The following is a 15,893-nucleotide window of genomic DNA, read 5'->3' on the forward strand; positions in this document are numbered from 1 at the left end:
TACCCATTTCGAAGGCACTTCTCTGCCCTGAATACGCCACCCGAGGCCGGTACCGATCGGTAACCCACTAGATCGAATGCACATAAAGGCGTTCACCTCTGTTGGTGAAATCGTCCTCCTGACGCGAGCCACTGTTCAACTCTTGAACGCACGCCTACCCGGAGATCACGCGATTCGGACGCACGGTAGCGGCCGTGGTCCCGTCGCGTCGCCCCGGCTTGATTTCCTGCACCCGGATCGCCCGATCACCGGCCGACCGACTTCGGGAAGCGATTCACAGCCGACCTGTCCACTTCGTCCACTGACCGGCCATCAGCCTCCACCGTATGTGGCAAGCGTCACCAGCGCATCTCATCGGTTGAACGTAGGAGTCCTCCGCCGATCGTCGCACTGCGTCCGGGCATGTGCTCACCGAGTGATGATCCGGCGCCAAAAAGGAGCCCTCTTGTCCATCCTGGACAAGAGGGCTGAGCCTCGATGGCCAATGGCCCAGAGGGGCCGTTTTTGCCACTACGGACAGATCATCCGCCAGAGGTATCCGATTCGGCGTCAGCGCCCGGTCGGGCACAGTCGTACGGATCGTCCAACCAGCCCTCCGGCAGGACCACCCGGTTGTTGCCGCTGGTCCGCCCGCGCGGGCCGTCCGCGCCGTCCGGCCAGGCCTGGGACTGCTCCACCTGGGCGAGGGTTTCGGCCAGTTCGGCCAAGGAGGAGGAGCCGGCCAGCCTCACCCGCAGCTCGGAGCCGACCGAGAAGCCCTTGGTGTACCAGGCGACGTGCTTGCGGAAGTCGATCACCCCGCGCGTCTCGTCCCCGATCCACTCGCCGAGCAGCTGGGCGTGGCGCACCATCGCCTTCGCCACGTAGCCGAAGTCGGGGCGGGCGTAGTCCACGTCGCCCTCGAAGATCGCGACCAGGTCCTTGAACAGCCACGGGCGGCCCAGGCAGCCGCGGCCCACCACCACGCCGTCGCAGCCGGTCTCGCGCATCATCCGCAGCGCGTCGTCGGCCGACCAGATGTCCCCGTTGCCCAGCACCGGGATGTGCCCGGGGACGGACTCGCGCAGCCGGGCGATCGCCGACCAGTCGGCCGTCCCGCCGTAGTGCTGGGCGGCGGTGCGCCCGTGCAGGGCGATCGCGGCCACGCCCTCCTCGGCACCGATCCGGCCGGCGTCCAGGTAGGTGAGGTGGTCGTCGTCGATGCCCTTGCGCATCTTCATGGTCACCGGCAGGTCGCCGGCGTTGGCGACGGCCTCGCGCAGGATCTCCCGCAGCAGGTTGCGCTTGTACGGCAGCGCCGAGCCGCCGCCCTTGCGGGTGACCTTGGGGACGGGGCAGCCGAAGTTGAGGTCGATGTGGTCGGCCAGGCCCTCGTCCGAGATCATCCGGGCGGCCTTGCCGACGGTCACCGGGTCCACCCCGTACAGCTGGATCGAGCGCGGCTTCTCGCTCGGGTCGAACTTGATCAGCTGCATGGTCTTGGCGTTGCGCTCGACCAGTGCCCGGGTGGTGATCATCTCCGAGACGTACAGGCCCTTGCCGCCGCTCTGCTCCCGGCACAGGGTGCGGAACGGCGCGTTGGTGATGCCGGCCATCGGCGCCAGCACGACGGGCGGCCACACCCGGATCGGGCCGATGTCGAGCGGCGCGAATTCGGTGTCGGACGCGGTGGGTGCGGGCGTGACTGTCATGCGCGGCTGACCTCGGGTACGGGGGACGGGACTCTCCATTGTCCCCCACCCGGGTGAGCGGCTACCGCTACCGAGCCGGCATCGGCGGCATGGGGTCCATGGGATTCATGGGCGCCTCCGACGGCTGCGCGGGTTCCGACGGCTCCGGCAGCAGCGACGGGGTGATCGAGAGCGACCCGGAGGTGACCGCGGCGTGCACCCGGTTCGGGCTGGCCGCGTCCTGGAGCAGCGGTTCGATCTGGCCGCTGCCGCTGCCGATCCGGCTGGAGATGGCGTACCGGCTGCCCTTCGGCAGGGTCAGCTCCACCGCGCCGGAGGTGGCCGTGGCGTCCACCTCCCGCGGGGCCTTGGCGAAGTTCAGGTTCACATTGCCCGAGACCATCCCGGCCGTCACCCGCTCGGCGCTCAGCTTGTCGCCCCGCACCAGCCCGGAGGTGGCGTGCACGGTCACGTCCCCGGAGGTGTCGGTCAGCATCAGCTGCCCGGAGGTCAGCTCCATCCGCACCTCCCCGCTCAGGCCCTCCACCTGGACGTCGCCGGAGGTGATCGACCCCGTCACCTCGGTCGCGGCCGGCACCTCCAGTTCGAACTCGGCGCCGCAGCCGAAGTCCGCGAACGGCAGGACCAGACGACACTGCATGGCGACGTCGAGCACGCCGTCGACGACGGTGGTGGACACCATCGGCTTGCGCACCATCCAGTCCACCCGCTGGTGGACCACCACGTGGCCCTCCCGGCCGACCCGCACCCGGACCGAGGCACTGCCCGTCGCCAGGTGGACCCGGTGGATCGGACGGTCGTACGCCCAGCTGCTGCCGGTGCGCTGCTGCACCGCCATCGACCAGGTCTGGATCCCGGCAATGATCATGACCAGGACGATCGCGACCGTCCCGGTGACCCGCCAGGCCTTCACCCCGCGCACCGTTACCCGACCTCCAGGAAGCGCAGCACCGCCATCACCCGGCGGTGGCTGTCCTCGGCCGGCGGCAGGTCGAGCTTGGTGAAGATCGAGTTGATGTGCTTGGCCACCGCGCTGTCACTGACCACCAGCGAGGCGGCTATCGCCCCGTTGGAGCGGCCCTCCGCCATCAGGCCGAGCACGTCGCGCTCGCGCGGGGTCAGCTTCTCCAGCGGGTCCCGGTGGCGGCGCACCAGCAGCTGGGCGACCACCTCCGGGTCCAGCGCGGTGCCGCCCTCGGCGACCCGCTGGAGCGCGTCCACGAAGTCGTCGACGTTGGCCACCCGCTGCTTGAGCAGGTAGCCGACGCCACTGGTGTTGGTCGCCAGCAGGTCGGCGGCGTAGCGCTCCTCCACGTACTGGGAGAGCAGCAGGACGGCGGTGTCCGGCCACTGCTGCCGGATCACCATCGCCGCCTTCACCCCCTCGTCGGTGAAGCCCGGGGGCATCCGGACGTCCGCGACCACCACCTTCGGGCGGTGCTCCTCGACGGCGGCCAGCAGTTCGGTGGCGTCCCCGACGGCGGCCACGACCTCGAAGCCCACCGCCTCCAGGACCTTGACCAGGCCGACCCTCAACAGGACCGAGTCCTCGGCGATCACAGCGCGCACGGCAACTCCACGGTGATGGTGGTGGGGCCCCCGAGGGGGCTGAGAACGGACAGCGCGCCGTCGACCGAGGCGGCGCGCTTGCGCAGACCGGTGAGCCCGGTGCCGCGCGTCGGGTCGGCGCCGCCGACGCCGTCGTCGCTGATGACCAGGCACAGCCGGCCGCCGGAGGTCCGCACCGAGAGGTCGACCCGGTTGGCCTTGGCGTGCTTGGCCACGTTGGTGAGCGCCTCGGAGACGGTGAAGTAGGCGACCGCCTCGACGGTCGGGGCGATCCGCTCGGAGAGGTCGACCTCCAGGCGCACCGGCAGCGGGGCGCGGGCGGCGATCCCGGACAGCGCCGCGTCCAGGCCGCGGTCCTCCAGGACGGCCGGGTGCAGGCCGCGGACCAGGTCGCGCAGTTCGTCGATGGCCGCCTGGGCCTCCTCGTGCGCGTCGACGATCACCTGCATCACCTCGGGCGGCGCGTCCTTCAGGGTCCGCCGGGCCAGGCCGAGGTTCATCGCGAGGGAGGTGAGCCGCTGCTGGGCGCCGTCGTGCAGGTCACGCTCGATCCGGCGGCGCTCGGCGTCCACCGCGTCGACCAGCCCGGCCCGGCTCTCGGCGATCTCCTCGACCCGCCGCTCCAGCGCCTCCGCCCGGTCCGGGCCGAGCAGCCGGCGGGCCGCCCACACCTCCAGCCGGGCCAGCTGGGTGCCCGGCAGCGACAGCACCGACAGCAGCAGCGCCCCGCCCACGGTGAACACGACGTCGTACCCGGCCAGGTCCGTACGCACCGCCGTCCCGGCGGGCAGCAACCAGACCCAGACGTACACGCTGGTCAGCACCACGGCGGCGGCCCACGCGTACAGCAGCGCCAGCGCGCCCACCGCCAGCAGCGGGCCGACCAGCAGGTGGTAGAGCACCTGACGCCAGGTCAGCCCCAGCAGCCAGACCCGAAGGCCCGTCGCCGGCCGCAGCGGCGGCACCTCGACCCCGGCCAGGGCGCGCAGCCGGCCGCGCTGGACGTCGGTCAGCGGGCGGACGAAGAGCAGGACGGCGGCGAGCGCCGGGAAGAGCAGCTTCGATTCGGTGACGGCCAGCCAGACCGGAAGCGCCATGGGTATTCCGGCGGCCGTGAAGCGGACGTCCCGCCAGACCTCGGGCGACCACGGTGGGCGCCGCAGGCTCCTGACGAGCGCTCGGCGCAACGTGGTGGAGGACATGCCGGACAGCGTAGGGCGCGGTGATCACCAGCCGCCATGAAGGGGGGTTCCGGGCGGGGGTGTAGCTAGCTACACCCCCGATTCGGGGTGGGACACCACCGACAGCGAGGGGGGTCGGGCGGAAGGCTTGAGGGCATGACGAGCACTGCATCGCACTCCGCCACTCCGCCGCACGGGCGGCCCGGCCCCGGGGGTGTTTCCGGGGGCCGCGGGGGTGCCCCCGGAAACACCTCCGGGGGCGCGCTCCGTTCGGTTCCGGAGCCGGAGCCCGCCTGGGCTCCGGAACCGGCTCGGGCTGCCGAGCCGGAGGGGACGCTGCCGATCGGGAGCGGGCCGTGGTCGGTCCGCAGCGTCGGGTCCGGCCGCGGCCGGCCCGCGCTGGAGCTGTACCAGTACGGCGAGTTGACGGACGTCCTGGTCGCCGCCCGGCTCACCCCGCAGCTGCTGCGCGGGGCGCGGCACTGCCGCTCCACCGGGCGCGGCCGGTACGTGCTCGCCTGGGGCCGGCTGGCGGCCGACGGTACGGCGCCCTCGGTGGTGTTCACCGGGCGGCGGCCGTTCCGGCGGGTGCGGTCGGCCGCCGAGGTGGTCCCGGTGGCCGGGCGGTTCTGGTTCGCCTGGGCCGAGGGGCCGTTCGACGCGGTGCGGGTCGAGCACCCGGCGGGCGGAGCGGCCGAGCGGCTGCCGCTGGAGCGGGTTCGGGGGAACAAGTGAGCGAGCGAAGCGAGCGAGCCATCAAGAGGTGCGTACGGGCGAACGCCCCTGCCGAGCCTAGCGAGGTGGGCGCATGAGTACGGCCGTCCTCACTGCCCGGCCCCTCTCCGGGTACGTCCTGCCCGCGCGCTTCGCGAAGCTGCCGGCCATGGCCGCAGTCGCCCTGCTGCCCTGGCTGGCGGTCCTCGCCGTCTGCCACGAGACGCCGTGGGTGGTGCTCGACCTCACCGAGTTCGCCGCCCTGCTCACGCTGGACGCGCTGCTGCGCCGGCGCAGCACCGCCGCGCCGTGGGCGGGCGCGGCGGTGGCCCTGCTGCTCACCGGCGACGCGTTCGCCGACATCGTCTGCGCCGGCCCGGGCCACGCGGTGCTCGCGGCGCTGCTCATGGCCTGCTGCATCGAGCTGCCGCTCGCCGCGATATGCCTGCTGCTCGGGCGGGACGCGGCCGTTCGCGGCTACTGAGCCCTGGTCGGCAGTCGGTCCATCAGCGCCCGGGTCTCGTCGTCCAGCGGGGTGTACGTGATCATCCGTGTCCCCAGCTGCGGGCTGAGCCAGAAGTTGGTGTACTCGCAGCGCAGCAGCCCGACGCCCGGCACCTGGAAGCGCTTGACGCCGTTGCCCGGCCGCATCACGTCGTGCCGCTGCCAGAGCTCCGCGAACTCCGGCGAGGCCCTGAGCAGGCGGGCCACCAGCGCCTTGCGGGTCGGATCCGAGCTGTGGTCCGCCATCGCCGCGCGGAACCGGGCCACGATGCCCAGGCGCTCGGTGCGGTAGTCGATCAGCACCTCCCGGAAGTGCGAGGGCGTGAACGCCATCCACATCAGGTTCCGGTCCTCGGGGGCGAGTCGGTCGAGGTCGCCGACGAACCCGGTGTACTGGGCGTTGTACGCCAGCACGTCGTAGCGGGAGTTGAGCACCAGGGCCGGGAACGGCGCCAGCCGCTCCAGCAGCATCCGTACGCTCGGGGTCACCGACGGGCAGTCCCTCACCGGCGCCGGGTCGTCCGTGCCGGCCAGGGTGAACAGGTGCGCGCGCTCGCTCGGGTCCAGCAGCAGCGCCCGGGCCACCGCGTCCAGCACCTGGGTGGACACCTGGATGTCCCTCCCCTGCTCCAGCCACGTGTACCAGGTCACCCCGACGGCGGCGAGCTGCGCGACCTCCTCCCGGCGCAGCCCCGGGGTCCGGCGGCGGCCGGTCATCGGCAGGCCCACCTGCTCGGGCGCGAGCCGCTCGCGGCGGCTGCGCAGGAACGCGGCCAGCTCGTGCCGGCGGGCGTCGTCGGGAGTGGTCGGGCGCTGACCGGCCGAGCCGGTACGGGCTTGCGCGGAGGGCATGACGAGACTCATGCTCCCCAGCATGCGACAGCCGTCAGCCTGTTGCCAGGTACTTCTTATACCCGGATAACCAGACTCTGGTACCAGGGTAGGGGGCGGCGGATCGTAGGACCCGTGACCCAACAACTCGCCGTCGCCGCCGCACCGAGCCGCACCGCCACCCGCACCGAAGCCGCCGGGCCCACCGACCCGACCGGCGCCGCCGGCCCCGCCACCACCCTCGGCACCGCCGGACTGATCACCGTCCTGCTCGGCGCCTTCCTGCCGATGCTCGACTTCTTCATCGTCAACGTCGCCCTGCCCACCATCGACCACGACCTGGCCGCCGGGCCCGCCGTCCTCGAACTGGTCGCCGCCGGCTACGGCATCGCCTTCGCCGTCCTGCTCGTGCTCGGCGGGCGCCTCGGCGACATCTTCGGCCGCCGCCGGCTCTTCGTCGTCGGCGCCGCCACCTTCGCCCTCACCTCGCTGGCCTGCGGCCTCGCCCCCGGCGCCTGGTCCCTGGTCGCCGCCCGCGCCGCCCAGGGCGCCTCGGCCGCCCTGCTGATCCCGCAGGTGCTCGGCACCATCACCGCCGCCACCGAGGGCGCCCGGCGCGGCCGCGCGCTCAGCATCTACGGCGCGGTCGGCGGCATCTCCGTGGTCATCGGGCAGGTGCTCGGCGGGATGCTGGTCGCCGCCGACCTGTTCGGCACCGGCTGGCGCTCGGTGTTCCTGCTGAACGTGCCGTTCGCGCTGCTCGCCGTGGTGCTCGCGGTCCGCTACGTCCCGGAGAGCAAGGCCGCCCGGGCCGCCCGGGTCGACATCCCCGGCACCGTGCTGCTCACCGCCGCGCTGCTCGCCCTGCTCATCCCGCTGATGGAGGGCCGCGCCGCCGGCTGGCCGCTCTGGTCCTGGGTGCTGCTGGCGCTGTTCCCCGTCCTCGCCGTCGCCTTCGGCGTCGTGGAGCGCCGCGCCGAGCAGCGCGGGGACACCCCGCTGGTGCCGCCGTCCCTGCTGCGCATCCCGGAGATGCGGCGCGGCCTGGGCATCGCGCTCCCCTACTTCGCGGGCTTCGGTGGCTTCATGTTCGTCATCGCGGTCGCCCTCCAGCAGGGCCTGAAGCTCGGCCCGGTCGCGGCCGGCTGGGCGCTCGTCCCGATGGCGGTCGGCTACTTCTCCGCCTCGCTGGCCGGCCCGCGGCTGATCGGCCGCTGGGGCAGCCGGGTGCTCAGCGCCGGCGCCGTCATCCAGGCCACCGGCCTGGCCACCCTCGCCCTGACCGTCCTGGCCGACTGGGCGCACTTCTCCCCGCTGCGGATGGCCCCGGGCGTCGCCCTCGCGGGCATCGGGCAGGGCCTGATCGGCACCCCGCTGTTCCGGGTCGTCCTCGCCAAGGTGCCCGCCGCCCGGGCCGGCGTCGGCAGCGGCGTCCTCGCCACCGGCCAGCAGTCCAGCCTCGCCCTCGGCGTCGCCACCCTCGGCACCCTCTACCTCTCGCTCTCCCCCAGCCTCGGCATGGACCGGACGCTCGCCCTCTGCCTGGGCATCCAGCTGCTGGGCTCCTTCACCATCCTCTACCTGACCACCCGTCTCCCCCGCTCCATCGGCTGACGCCCGGGGGTTCCCGCGGTGACGGCGGCAACGGCCTCGCGATCGGCACGTCCGATCGCGAGGCCGTCGGCTTTCGGGCGTACGGGTGTCAGCGCCCGATCCGGTCGAGCCAGTGGCCGACCAGGGCGCGGACGGTACCGGCGGCCTCCACCTGGGGGTTGTGGCCGACGCCGTCGAGAACGGTGGCGGCCATCCGGGGGTAGTGGTCGAGCAGGGCGAGCTGGTCGCGCCAGCCGACCAGGGCGTCCTGTCGGGTGGCGACCAGCAGGTGGTGGCCGCGGTGCCGCGGGGCACGCCGCTCGGGCCAGTGCGGCAGCAGGAAGTCGGCTTCGAGTTCGGCGGCGGCCGCCCGGTCGTGCGCTTGCCAACCGGGGCGGACGTACTGCTCGAAGAGCTCCCAACTCGCCTTGGTGTGGCGGGCCATGACGTACCCGAAGAGCTCGCGGTCGGCGGCCGGGAGGCGCGCGAGGAAGTCCTCGTCGCGCTCGACCACGGACTCCTCCGGCAGCGTACGGTCGGCACCCCAGCGCACCACCGGCACCAGCAGCGCCGAGCCCAGCACCTGCTCACCGAATCGCGCGGTCACCGCCCGGGCCAGCTGGCCGCCGAAGGACTGCCCGACCACGGCGAAGCGCCGCTTCCCCAGGCGGGCCTCGATCCATCCGGAGACGGCCTCGGCCAGGGCGCTCGCCGAGGCGGGGCCCGGCAGCCGGGGGCTGCTGCCGTGGCCGGGGAGGTCGAGGTAGAGGCGCTGCCAGCCGGGGCGGTCGGCGAAGGCGGGTTCGAGCGGGAGCAGCACGCGGTGGTCGACGGTGTAGCCGTGGATCAGGACGATCGGGGTGCCGTCGCCGAACGCGGTGTGGTGGAGGACAGGGGCTGTCGTGTCGGTCATGGCGGTAGCGTCCGACCGTGACACCGGTGGCAAGGTCAAGCGGCGGCAACGGAGCGGTGGATCGGTGGGGTGGATCGGTGGATCGGTCGACCGGCTCAGGCGAGGCTCTTGACCACGTCCAGGTACTCCCGGATGGCGTCCCGGTTGCGTGTCAGGCACTGGATCCGGCGGGTCATCCGGTCCGTCTCGCACTCCAGGGTGGAGAGCATCTCCGGGGTGGCGTCGGTGAAGTGGATCGTCCGCGGGGCGTCCAGGCAGGGCAGGATCTGCTTGATGATCCGGGTGGGCAGCCCCGCGTCCAGCAGTCCGCGGATCTGGAGCACCCGGTCCACGAGGTACTCGTCGTACGCGCGGTAGCCGTTCGCCTCCCGGCGCGGTGTGATCAGCCCCTGCTGCTCGTAGTACCGCAGCAGGCGCGGAGTGCTCTCCGTCAGCCGGGCGAGTTCGCCGATGCGCATGTGTGACCACCCTCACTCCGGGCCGGCCCCGCCCCGGCTGGACCTTGACATGGATGTCAACGATAGACGATCGGGTCCATGCCCACCTCCGAACTCCGCACCCCAGAACGGCCGGTGGCCTCCGGGCCGCAGCCACCCCGACTCCCCTGGCCCGCCCTGCTGGCCATGAGCACCGGCGGATTCGTCACGGTCATGACCGAGGCCCTGCCCGCCGGAGTCCTGCCCGCGATGAGCGCCGGCCTCGGCGTCGGCCAGTCCGCCGCCGGGCAGTCCGTCACCCTCTACGCGGTCGGCTCCATCGCGGCCGCCATCCCGCTGACCGCCGCCACCGGCCACCTGCCCCGCAAACCCCTGCTGCTGTTCGCCATCGCCGGCTTCGCCGCGGCCAACGCCGTCACCGCCGTCTCACCGAGCTACCCGCTCACCCTGGCCGCCCGGTTCGCGGCCGGCCTGGTCGCCGGAATGTTCTGGGCCCTCGTGGCCGGCTACGCCCGGGGCATCGTCGCGCCGGAGCAGCGCGGACGGGCGATGGCCGTCGCCATGACCGGCTCGACGGTCGCCCTCTCGGTGGGCGTGCCCGCCGGCACCCTGCTCTCCGGCCTGGTCGGCTGGCGGGCCACCTTCGGGCTGATGAGCGTGGTCGCCGTGGCACTCACCGCGTGGATGCTGCTCGCCCTGCCCGCCCTGCCCGGACGGACCGAGCAGGCCCGCACCCCCGTACGCCGGGCGCTGCGGATCCCGGGCGTGGCCGCCGTCCTCGGCGTCACCGCGACCTTCGTGCTCGCCCACAACATCCTCTACACGTACATCGCCGCGCTGCTCGCCCCGCTGGGGCTCGACGGCCGAACCGACACCGTCCTGCTCGTCATCGGACTGTCCGCACTGGCGAGCATCCTCGGCACCGGCGTCCTGATCGACCGGCACCTGCGCCCGCTGACCATCGCCGCCTCCGTCCTCGTCGCCGTCGCGGCCCTGATCCTGGCCGCCGCCCTGCTCAGCTCCACCGGCTGGCCCGCCTACGCCGCCGCCGCCATCTGGGGCCTCGGCTTCGGCGGCGCCGCCACCCTCCTCCAGACCGCCGTCGCCGACGCCGCCGGCCCCGCCGGGGACATCGCCCAGTCGCTGCTCGTCACCTGCTGGAACCTCGGCATCGCGGCCGCCGGCCTGGCAGGCGGCCTCCTCCTGGACCACGCCGGACCGACCGCCCTCCCCTGGTCCGCCCTCGCCCTGCTCGCCGCCGCCCTGGCCGTCACCGTGGGCGGCCGCCGGCACGGGTTCCCCGCCCCTTCGGGCGAACCGGATGCGCGCCCCTCCTGACCACTGGGCGAGCCGCCGTCCTCTGGGCCGCATGACAGTCAAGGGGAGCCGCCTGGCGGGCGTCAGTTCCACGCTCCTTGCAGGGGCCTTCGCCCGGCACCTTCGCCGCAGCCACGCGGAGGTCCTCGCCGTGCAGTCCTCCTCGCATCACGTGGCGCAGGTGGAGCCGCTCGGCCACGGCGGCGGCTTCGCGTCGGTGCGGTTCGGCGGCGGTGTCCCAGAGCGCAGGGCCCCGGACCTCCTGCCCCCAGGGGCCGAACCGCGGTGGTCCGCCGGGCGGACCGCCCTGGTACACGTTGATGACGCCTGCCTGGTTCGGATTCCCGCCGACCGTGCCGCGCCCGAACTCGTTGTGGGTGTCGTACCGTTCCATCCCCGCCCGTCCCGGAGTCCCCTCCCGCGTGCGCGAATCCTAGGAGCCGGCTCACCCCCACGAGGGTTATATGCCGCAAACGGTTAGCGGACACGAAACCCTTTATGTCAGACTGACGATATGAGCGAGATGCACGTGGGGGACCCGGCCCTGGCCGCCGTCCGCAGTCGCGAGGAGCTGGCCGCGGTGATGGCCGACGGGGTGCGGCCGAAGTGGGTGATGTTCTGGGGGCACACCGAGCGCAAGGGTGGCGGGACCAGGCAGGAGTGCCTGAGTCAGTGGTGGCCCAGTGAGTTCACGGTCGACGGGGTCACGTACGCGTCGGCCGAGCACTGGATGATGGCCGGCAAGGCCCGGATGTTCGGCGACGAGGAGATCGCGCAGCAGGTGCTGGAGGCTCAGTCGCCCGCCGAGGCGAAGAAGCTGGGCCGGCTGGTCAAGGGCTTCGACGACGAGAGGTGGGTGGCCGGCCGCTTCGAGCTGGTGGTGGCGGGCAATGTCGCGAAGTTCGGGCAGGACGAGACGCTCCGGTCCTACCTGCTGGGTACGGGTGACAGGGTGCTGGTCGAGGCCAGTCCGCTGGACCGGATCTGGGGCATCGGGCTGGCCGCCGATGACATCCGCTCCCAACAGCCCTCCGAGTGGCGCGGGTTGAACCTGCTCGGCTTCGCCCTGATGGAGGCGCGGGCGCGGCTGGGCGCGTGAGCTCGATCGCTCCGCTGCTCGACGGGACGGTGGTGGCGTCGGCCGCCGCCGGCCCGCCGGGACGCGTGGCCGCTCCTGCCGCCCGCCCTCGTCGGCGCGGCCGTCGGGCATGCCGTAGCGGCGCTCGCTCCCGGCCCGTACTACGAGGCGACACCGCTGCGGAGCGCGACCGGCGCACTTCTCTCAACGGCCGCCGTCTGCGCGCTCCTTGACACCTGTCGAACGCGGGCGGTCGTGCGCTCTTAACTCTCACGCCACATACTGACGCGAGGATGTCACGCAGTCAGGGTCCGGATGGACAGGTTGGGGTGATCATGCGCATGCGGCTGACGGAACAACCCACAGGCCAGCAATCGGAAAGCGAGCAGCAGGCGGCCGAACTCCGCGCGGAACTGGACGAGTTACTCCGCGCGAGCCGCTATGCGACGCAACGCGAACGGCGCCTGAACGAGGCGATCCGGGCCACCCCGGGCCGCCAGCGTCCGGACGGGGAGCTGTTGCGGCAGCTCGCCCAGGCCCGCACCCTCCGCGAGGGCCTGGCCAACCGCTGTCTCCAACTCGGCGACCAGCTTGAGGTGTTGGAGAACTGCATCAGAAACGGGCAACAGCCCCCACCACCGCAGCGGAAACCGCCCGTCCGTCCCGACATCGGCGCGCTGACCGAACGGATCACCGCCCTCCACCGGGCCGGCGCCTTCACCGAGGCCGCCGAGATGGTCAACACGGCCGCCGCCCGCCTCACCCCCGCCGACGCGGCGCTGCTGGTCGGCATGCTGGCCCGGTACGGGCCGCCCGGCGCCTCCCTCCACCTCGCCCGGCGCGTCGCCCGGGCCGCGCCCGCCCACGCCGTCGCCGCGCTCGCCGAGCTGCGCGAGCTGGGCCAGGCCGAGGAGGCGGCGGAGGTGTTCCACACCTTCTGGAGCTACCCGGCCGCCGCCGTCCCGGATCTGCTCTCCACCCTGGAACGGGCCGGGCTGACGGCCGACAGCGCGACGCTGCTCTGGGAGTGGGGCTCGGCGCCGATGCCCGAGCTGACCTCCCTCGCCGTCTGCCTCCAGCAGCACGGCCGCGCCGACGACGTCCGGACCCTGCTGCGCCAGGCCGCCGGCCGCTCCACCGGCGACGTGGCCGCCCTCGCGACCGGTCTGCCGCCCGCCCTCGCCACCCTCCTGCTGAGCGAGCTGGCGGCCCTGCGCCCGCCCGTCGAGGTCGTCCGGCTGGCCACCGCCCTGGACGGCGCCGGCAGCTCGGAGCTGTACGCGCGGCTGCTGGCCGCGCTGCTCGCCGACGAGGCCCGCCACCGCACCACCCTCGCCACCCTGCGCACCGCGGGCCTGCCGACCCGCCCGCCCGCCGCCCCGCGCTCCCGATGGGGCCGGCGCTGACGGCCGCAGAACAGCGGCCCCGAAGCAAGGGAGCCCCCGCCCGCCCCGGCAGGGCGAACGGGGGCTCCCTCAGCGGGAATCCGCTCAGCAGCCGATCAGGCGCGCACCCAGGTACGCCTTGACCTGGTCCAGCGACACGCGCTCCTGTGACATGGTGTCGCGGTCGCGGACGGTCACCGCGTTGTCCTCAAGGGTGTCGAAGTCGACGGTGACGCAGAACGGCGTGCCGATCTCGTCCTGGCGGCGGTAGCGCTTGCCGATCGCGCCGGCGTCGTCGAACTCGACGTTCCACGCGGTGCGCAGGTCGGCGGCCAGGCCGCGGGCCTTCGGGGACAGCTCGGCGTTGCGCGACAGCGGCAGGACGGCGACCTTGACCGGGGCCAGGCGCGGGTCGAGCCGCATGCCGACGCGCTTCTCCATGACGCCCTTGGCGTTCGGCGCCTCGTCCTCGAAGTAGGCGTCGATCAGGAAGGCCAGCATGGCGCGGTTGAGGCCCGCCGCCGGCTCGATGACGTACGGGAAGTACCGCTCGCCGGACTCCTGGTCGAAGTACTTCAGGTCCTGGCCGGAGGCCTCGCTGTGCACCCGCAGGTCGTAGTCCGTGCGGTTGGCGACGCCCTCCAGCTCGGAGAACTCGGAGCCGCCGAAGTTGAAGCGGTACTCGATGTCCACCGTGCGCTTGGCGTAGTGGGAGAGCTTCTCCTTCGGGTGCTCGAAGAAGCGCATGTTCTCGGTGCGCAGGCCGAGGCCGACGTACCAGTCCCAGCGCTGCTGGAGCCAGTACTCGTGCCACTGCTCGTCCTCGCCCGGCTTGACGAAGAACTCCATCTCCATCTGCTCGAACTCACGGGTCCGGAAGATGAAGTTGCCGGGGGTGATCTCGTTGCGGAAGCTCTTGCCGGTCTGGGCGATGCCGAACGGCGGCTTCTTGCGCGAAGTGGTCTGGACGGCCTTGAAGTTGGTGAAGATGCCCTGGGCGGTCTCCGGGCGCAGGAACGCCAGGCCGCTCGCCTCCTCGGTGACGCCGAGGTGGGTCTTCAGCATGCCCGAGAAGTCCTTGGGCTCGGTGAACTGGCCCTTGGTGCCACAGTCAGGGCAGTTGACGTCCTTGAGGCCGTTCGGCGGCGGGAAGCCGTGCTTGGCCTCGTACTTCTCCTCCAGGTGGTCGGCCCGGTGGCGCTTGTGGCAGGAGAGGCACTCGGTCAGCGGGTCGTTGAAGGTGGCGACGTGGCCGGAGGCCTCCCACACCTCGCGCGCGAGGATCACCGACGAGTCGAGTCCGACGACGTCCTCACGGGCCTGGACCATCGCGCGCCACCACTGGCGCTTGATGTTCTCCTTGAGCTCGACACCCAGCGGCCCGTAGTCCCAGGCGGCACGCGTGCCGCCGTAGATCTCGCTGCAGGGGTAGACGAAGCCACGGCGCTTGCTCAGGCTGACGATCGTGTCGATCTTGTCGGCGGCCACAGTGCTCTCTTCAGTACGTACGGCACGGTCAGGGCACGGCTGGTTGCGCGTACCCGAATACCTCAGGTTACCGGCCAGACGGGTACGTGATTCAAATCGGTATGGTCCGGCCGCCCCCACTCTCCGCCACCTGCCGTTCACCCATTCGAGTGAGTTGACAATCATTTCCATCTGAGATGAGAATGATTGTCATGATGATCGGACTGCCTCGACTCGGAGTGTCCCGCCGGACCCGCACCTCCATAGCCCTCGGCGCCACCGCCCTCGCCGCCTCCCTCGTCCTCACGGCCTGCGGAGGCAACGGCAGCGCCGACAGCGGCAACGGCAAGCTGAAGGTCGTCGCGTCCTTCTACCCGATGGAGTTCCTGGCCCAGCAGATCGGCAAGGAGCACGTCGCGGTCACCGACCTCACCGCCGCCGGCGTCGAGCCGCACGACCTGGAGCTCACCGCCAAGCAGGTCGGCACCGTCTCGAAGGCCGACGCGATCATCTACCTCAAGGGCCTCCAGCCCACCGTCGACCAGGCCGTCGCCCAGTCGTCCAGCAAGCACAAGGTCGACGCCACCGCCGCCAGCCCGCTGGTCGACCACCATCTCGACGAAGGCACCGAGGAGACCGACGGCCACCACCACGAGGGCCCGGCCGGCGACCCCCACATCTGGCTCGACCCGACCCGCTACGCGGCGGTCGCCAAGAGCGTCGGCGACGAGTTCGCCAAGGCCGACCCGGCCCACGCCGAGGACTACCGGAAGAACACCGACGAGCTGGTCACCAAGCTCACCGCGCTCGACCAGGAGTTCCGGGCCGGCCTGAAGGACACCACGACCAAGACCTTCGTCACCAGCCACGCCGCCTTCGGCTACCTCGCCGACCACTACGGCCTCACCCAGGTCGCCATCAACGGCGTCGACCCGGAGTCCGAGCCCACCCCGGCCCGCCTCGCCGCCGTGCAGAAGGCCGCCAAGGACAACGGCGTCACCACGATCTTCTTCGAGACCCTGGCCAGCCCCAAGCTCGCCGACACCGTCGCCAAGGACCTCGGCCTCAAGACCGCCGTCCTGGACCCGCTGGAGGGCGTCAAGGACCCCTCCAAGGACGACTACCTGACCGTGATGAAGCAGAACCTGGCCAACCTCCAGGCCGCCCTCGGCGTCCCCGCCCCGGACGCCGCCCCCGCCCCCGCGAACTGACG

The 15,893-nt window shown here is 72.3% G+C and carries 15 protein-coding genes; 7 read left to right on the plus strand and 8 right to left on the minus strand.

Annotated elements, in window-relative coordinates:
• Window positions 1-521: 521 nt before the first annotated feature.
• From dusB to QWJ13_RS07130, 4 genes are all read right to left on the minus strand, one after another.
• Window positions 522-1,691: a tRNA dihydrouridine synthase DusB gene (dusB, locus tag QWJ13_RS07115; RefSeq protein ID WP_316521291.1), complete on the minus strand. Its 1,170-nt coding sequence runs from the start codon at window positions 1,689-1,691 to the stop codon at window positions 522-524.
• A gap of 67 nt (window positions 1,692-1,758) precedes the next feature.
• Window positions 1,759-2,613: a DUF4097 family beta strand repeat-containing protein gene (locus QWJ13_RS07120; RefSeq protein WP_316521292.1), complete on the minus strand. Its 855-nt coding sequence runs from the start codon at window positions 2,611-2,613 to the stop codon at window positions 1,759-1,761.
• 2 nt (window positions 2,614-2,615) lie between these two features.
• Window positions 2,616-3,260, minus strand: coding sequence for a response regulator transcription factor (locus QWJ13_RS07125; RefSeq protein ID WP_316521294.1), 645 nt, complete (start codon window positions 3,258-3,260; stop codon window positions 2,616-2,618).
• Window positions 3,248-4,462, minus strand: a complete 1,215-nt coding sequence (locus QWJ13_RS07130) for a sensor histidine kinase (RefSeq protein WP_316521296.1) — start codon at window positions 4,460-4,462, stop codon at window positions 3,248-3,250. Before QWJ13_RS07130 ends, QWJ13_RS07125 begins: the two co-directional genes overlap by 13 nt.
• Window positions 4,463-4,597: 135 nt before the next feature.
• On the opposite strand from QWJ13_RS07130, the gene QWJ13_RS07135 reads away from it, so the two are divergent.
• Together QWJ13_RS07135 and QWJ13_RS07140 are read left to right on the plus strand one after the other, a co-directional pair.
• The gene (locus QWJ13_RS07135) at window positions 4,598-5,176 is read left to right on the plus strand and encodes a hypothetical protein (protein ID WP_316521298.1); all 579 of its coding nucleotides are present in this window, start codon (window positions 4,598-4,600) and stop codon (window positions 5,174-5,176) included.
• Between the two features lie 73 nt (window positions 5,177-5,249).
• The gene (locus QWJ13_RS07140; protein ID WP_316521299.1) at window positions 5,250-5,639 is read left to right on the plus strand and encodes a hypothetical protein; all 390 of its coding nucleotides are present in this window, start codon (window positions 5,250-5,252) and stop codon (window positions 5,637-5,639) included.
• On the opposite strand, the gene QWJ13_RS07145 is transcribed toward QWJ13_RS07140, so the two are convergent.
• Entirely contained in the window at window positions 5,633-6,523 is an 891-nt protein-coding gene (locus tag QWJ13_RS07145) for a helix-turn-helix transcriptional regulator (protein ID WP_316521300.1), read from the minus strand. The two genes, QWJ13_RS07140 and QWJ13_RS07145, sit on opposite strands and share 7 nt — an antisense overlap.
• Before the next feature lie 102 nt (window positions 6,524-6,625).
• Here QWJ13_RS07145 and QWJ13_RS07150 point away from each other — a divergent pair, with 102 nt between their 5' ends.
• Complete coding sequence (locus QWJ13_RS07150; protein WP_432277439.1) at window positions 6,626-8,104, plus strand: MFS transporter; 1,479 nt, start codon at window positions 6,626-6,628, stop codon at window positions 8,102-8,104.
• Between the two features lie 88 nt (window positions 8,105-8,192).
• Here the strand turns inward: QWJ13_RS07150 and QWJ13_RS07155 are convergent, their stop codons facing one another.
• Both QWJ13_RS07155 and QWJ13_RS07160 read right to left on the minus strand, forming a co-directional pair.
• Window positions 8,193-8,996 (minus strand): alpha/beta fold hydrolase, encoded by an 804-nt coding sequence (locus QWJ13_RS07155; protein ID WP_316521301.1) that lies wholly within the window; start codon window positions 8,994-8,996, stop codon window positions 8,193-8,195.
• Window positions 8,997-9,091: 95 nt separating this feature from the next.
• Entirely contained in the window at window positions 9,092-9,454 is a 363-nt protein-coding gene (locus tag QWJ13_RS07160; RefSeq protein WP_316521303.1) for a MerR family transcriptional regulator, read from the minus strand.
• A gap of 78 nt (window positions 9,455-9,532) precedes the next feature.
• Between QWJ13_RS07160 and QWJ13_RS07165 the strand changes: the two genes are divergently transcribed.
• From QWJ13_RS07165 to QWJ13_RS07175, 3 genes are all read left to right on the plus strand, one after another.
• Window positions 9,533-10,771 (plus strand): MFS transporter, encoded by a 1,239-nt coding sequence (locus QWJ13_RS07165; RefSeq protein WP_316521304.1) that lies wholly within the window; start codon window positions 9,533-9,535, stop codon window positions 10,769-10,771.
• Window positions 10,772-11,273: 502 nt separating this feature from the next.
• Window positions 11,274-11,849, plus strand: coding sequence for a riboflavin biosynthesis intermediates N-glycosidase (gene ybiA, locus QWJ13_RS07170; protein ID WP_432277454.1), 576 nt, complete (start codon window positions 11,274-11,276; stop codon window positions 11,847-11,849).
• 314 nt (window positions 11,850-12,163) lie between these two features.
• Entirely contained in the window at window positions 12,164-13,234 is a 1,071-nt protein-coding gene (locus tag QWJ13_RS07175) for a hypothetical protein (RefSeq protein WP_316521306.1), read from the plus strand.
• An 84-nt stretch (window positions 13,235-13,318) separates the two neighbouring features.
• Here QWJ13_RS07175 and QWJ13_RS07180 read toward each other — a convergent pair whose 3' ends face one another.
• Window positions 13,319-14,701 carry a glycine--tRNA ligase gene (locus QWJ13_RS07180; protein ID WP_224279482.1) on the minus strand — a complete coding sequence of 461 codons (1,383 nt, stop codon included), beginning with the start codon at window positions 14,699-14,701 and terminating at the stop codon, window positions 13,319-13,321.
• Window positions 14,702-14,892: 191 nt separating this feature from the next.
• Between QWJ13_RS07180 and QWJ13_RS07185 the strand changes: the two genes are divergently transcribed.
• The gene (locus tag QWJ13_RS07185; RefSeq protein ID WP_316521308.1) at window positions 14,893-15,891 is read left to right on the plus strand and encodes a metal ABC transporter substrate-binding protein; all 999 of its coding nucleotides are present in this window, start codon (window positions 14,893-14,895) and stop codon (window positions 15,889-15,891) included.
• The last annotated feature ends 2 nt before the right edge of the window (window positions 15,892-15,893 follow it).

The organism is Kitasatospora brasiliensis, from assembly GCF_032654805.1.
GTDB lineage: Bacteria > Actinomycetota > Actinomycetes > Streptomycetales > Streptomycetaceae > Kitasatospora > Kitasatospora brasiliensis.

Excerpts from the sequence above, each read along its gene's own strand:
- dusB (WP_316521291.1), bottom strand. The coding sequence starts at position 1,691 with ATGACAGTCACGCCCGCACCCACCGCGTCCGACACCGAATTCGCGCCG.
- QWJ13_RS07130 (WP_316521296.1), bottom strand. The coding sequence starts at position 4,462 with ATGTCCTCCACCACGTTGCGCCGAGCGCTCGTCAGGAGCCTGCGGCGC.
- QWJ13_RS07135 (WP_316521298.1), top strand. The coding sequence starts at position 4,598 with ATGACGAGCACTGCATCGCACTCCGCCACTCCGCCGCACGGGCGGCCC.
- QWJ13_RS07140 (WP_316521299.1), top strand. The coding sequence starts at position 5,250 with ATGAGTACGGCCGTCCTCACTGCCCGGCCCCTCTCCGGGTACGTCCTG.
- QWJ13_RS07145 (WP_316521300.1), bottom strand. The coding sequence starts at position 6,523 with ATGAGTCTCGTCATGCCCTCCGCGCAAGCCCGTACCGGCTCGGCCGGT.
- QWJ13_RS07155 (WP_316521301.1), bottom strand. The coding sequence starts at position 8,996 with ATGACCGACACGACAGCCCCTGTCCTCCACCACACCGCGTTCGGCGAC.
- QWJ13_RS07160 (WP_316521303.1), bottom strand. The coding sequence starts at position 9,454 with ATGCGCATCGGCGAACTCGCCCGGCTGACGGAGAGCACTCCGCGCCTG.
- QWJ13_RS07165 (WP_316521304.1), top strand. The coding sequence starts at position 9,533 with ATGCCCACCTCCGAACTCCGCACCCCAGAACGGCCGGTGGCCTCCGGG.
- ybiA (WP_432277454.1), top strand. The coding sequence starts at position 11,274 with ATGCACGTGGGGGACCCGGCCCTGGCCGCCGTCCGCAGTCGCGAGGAG.
- QWJ13_RS07175 (WP_316521306.1), top strand. The coding sequence starts at position 12,164 with ATGCGCATGCGGCTGACGGAACAACCCACAGGCCAGCAATCGGAAAGC.
- QWJ13_RS07185 (WP_316521308.1), top strand. The coding sequence starts at position 14,893 with ATGATGATCGGACTGCCTCGACTCGGAGTGTCCCGCCGGACCCGCACC.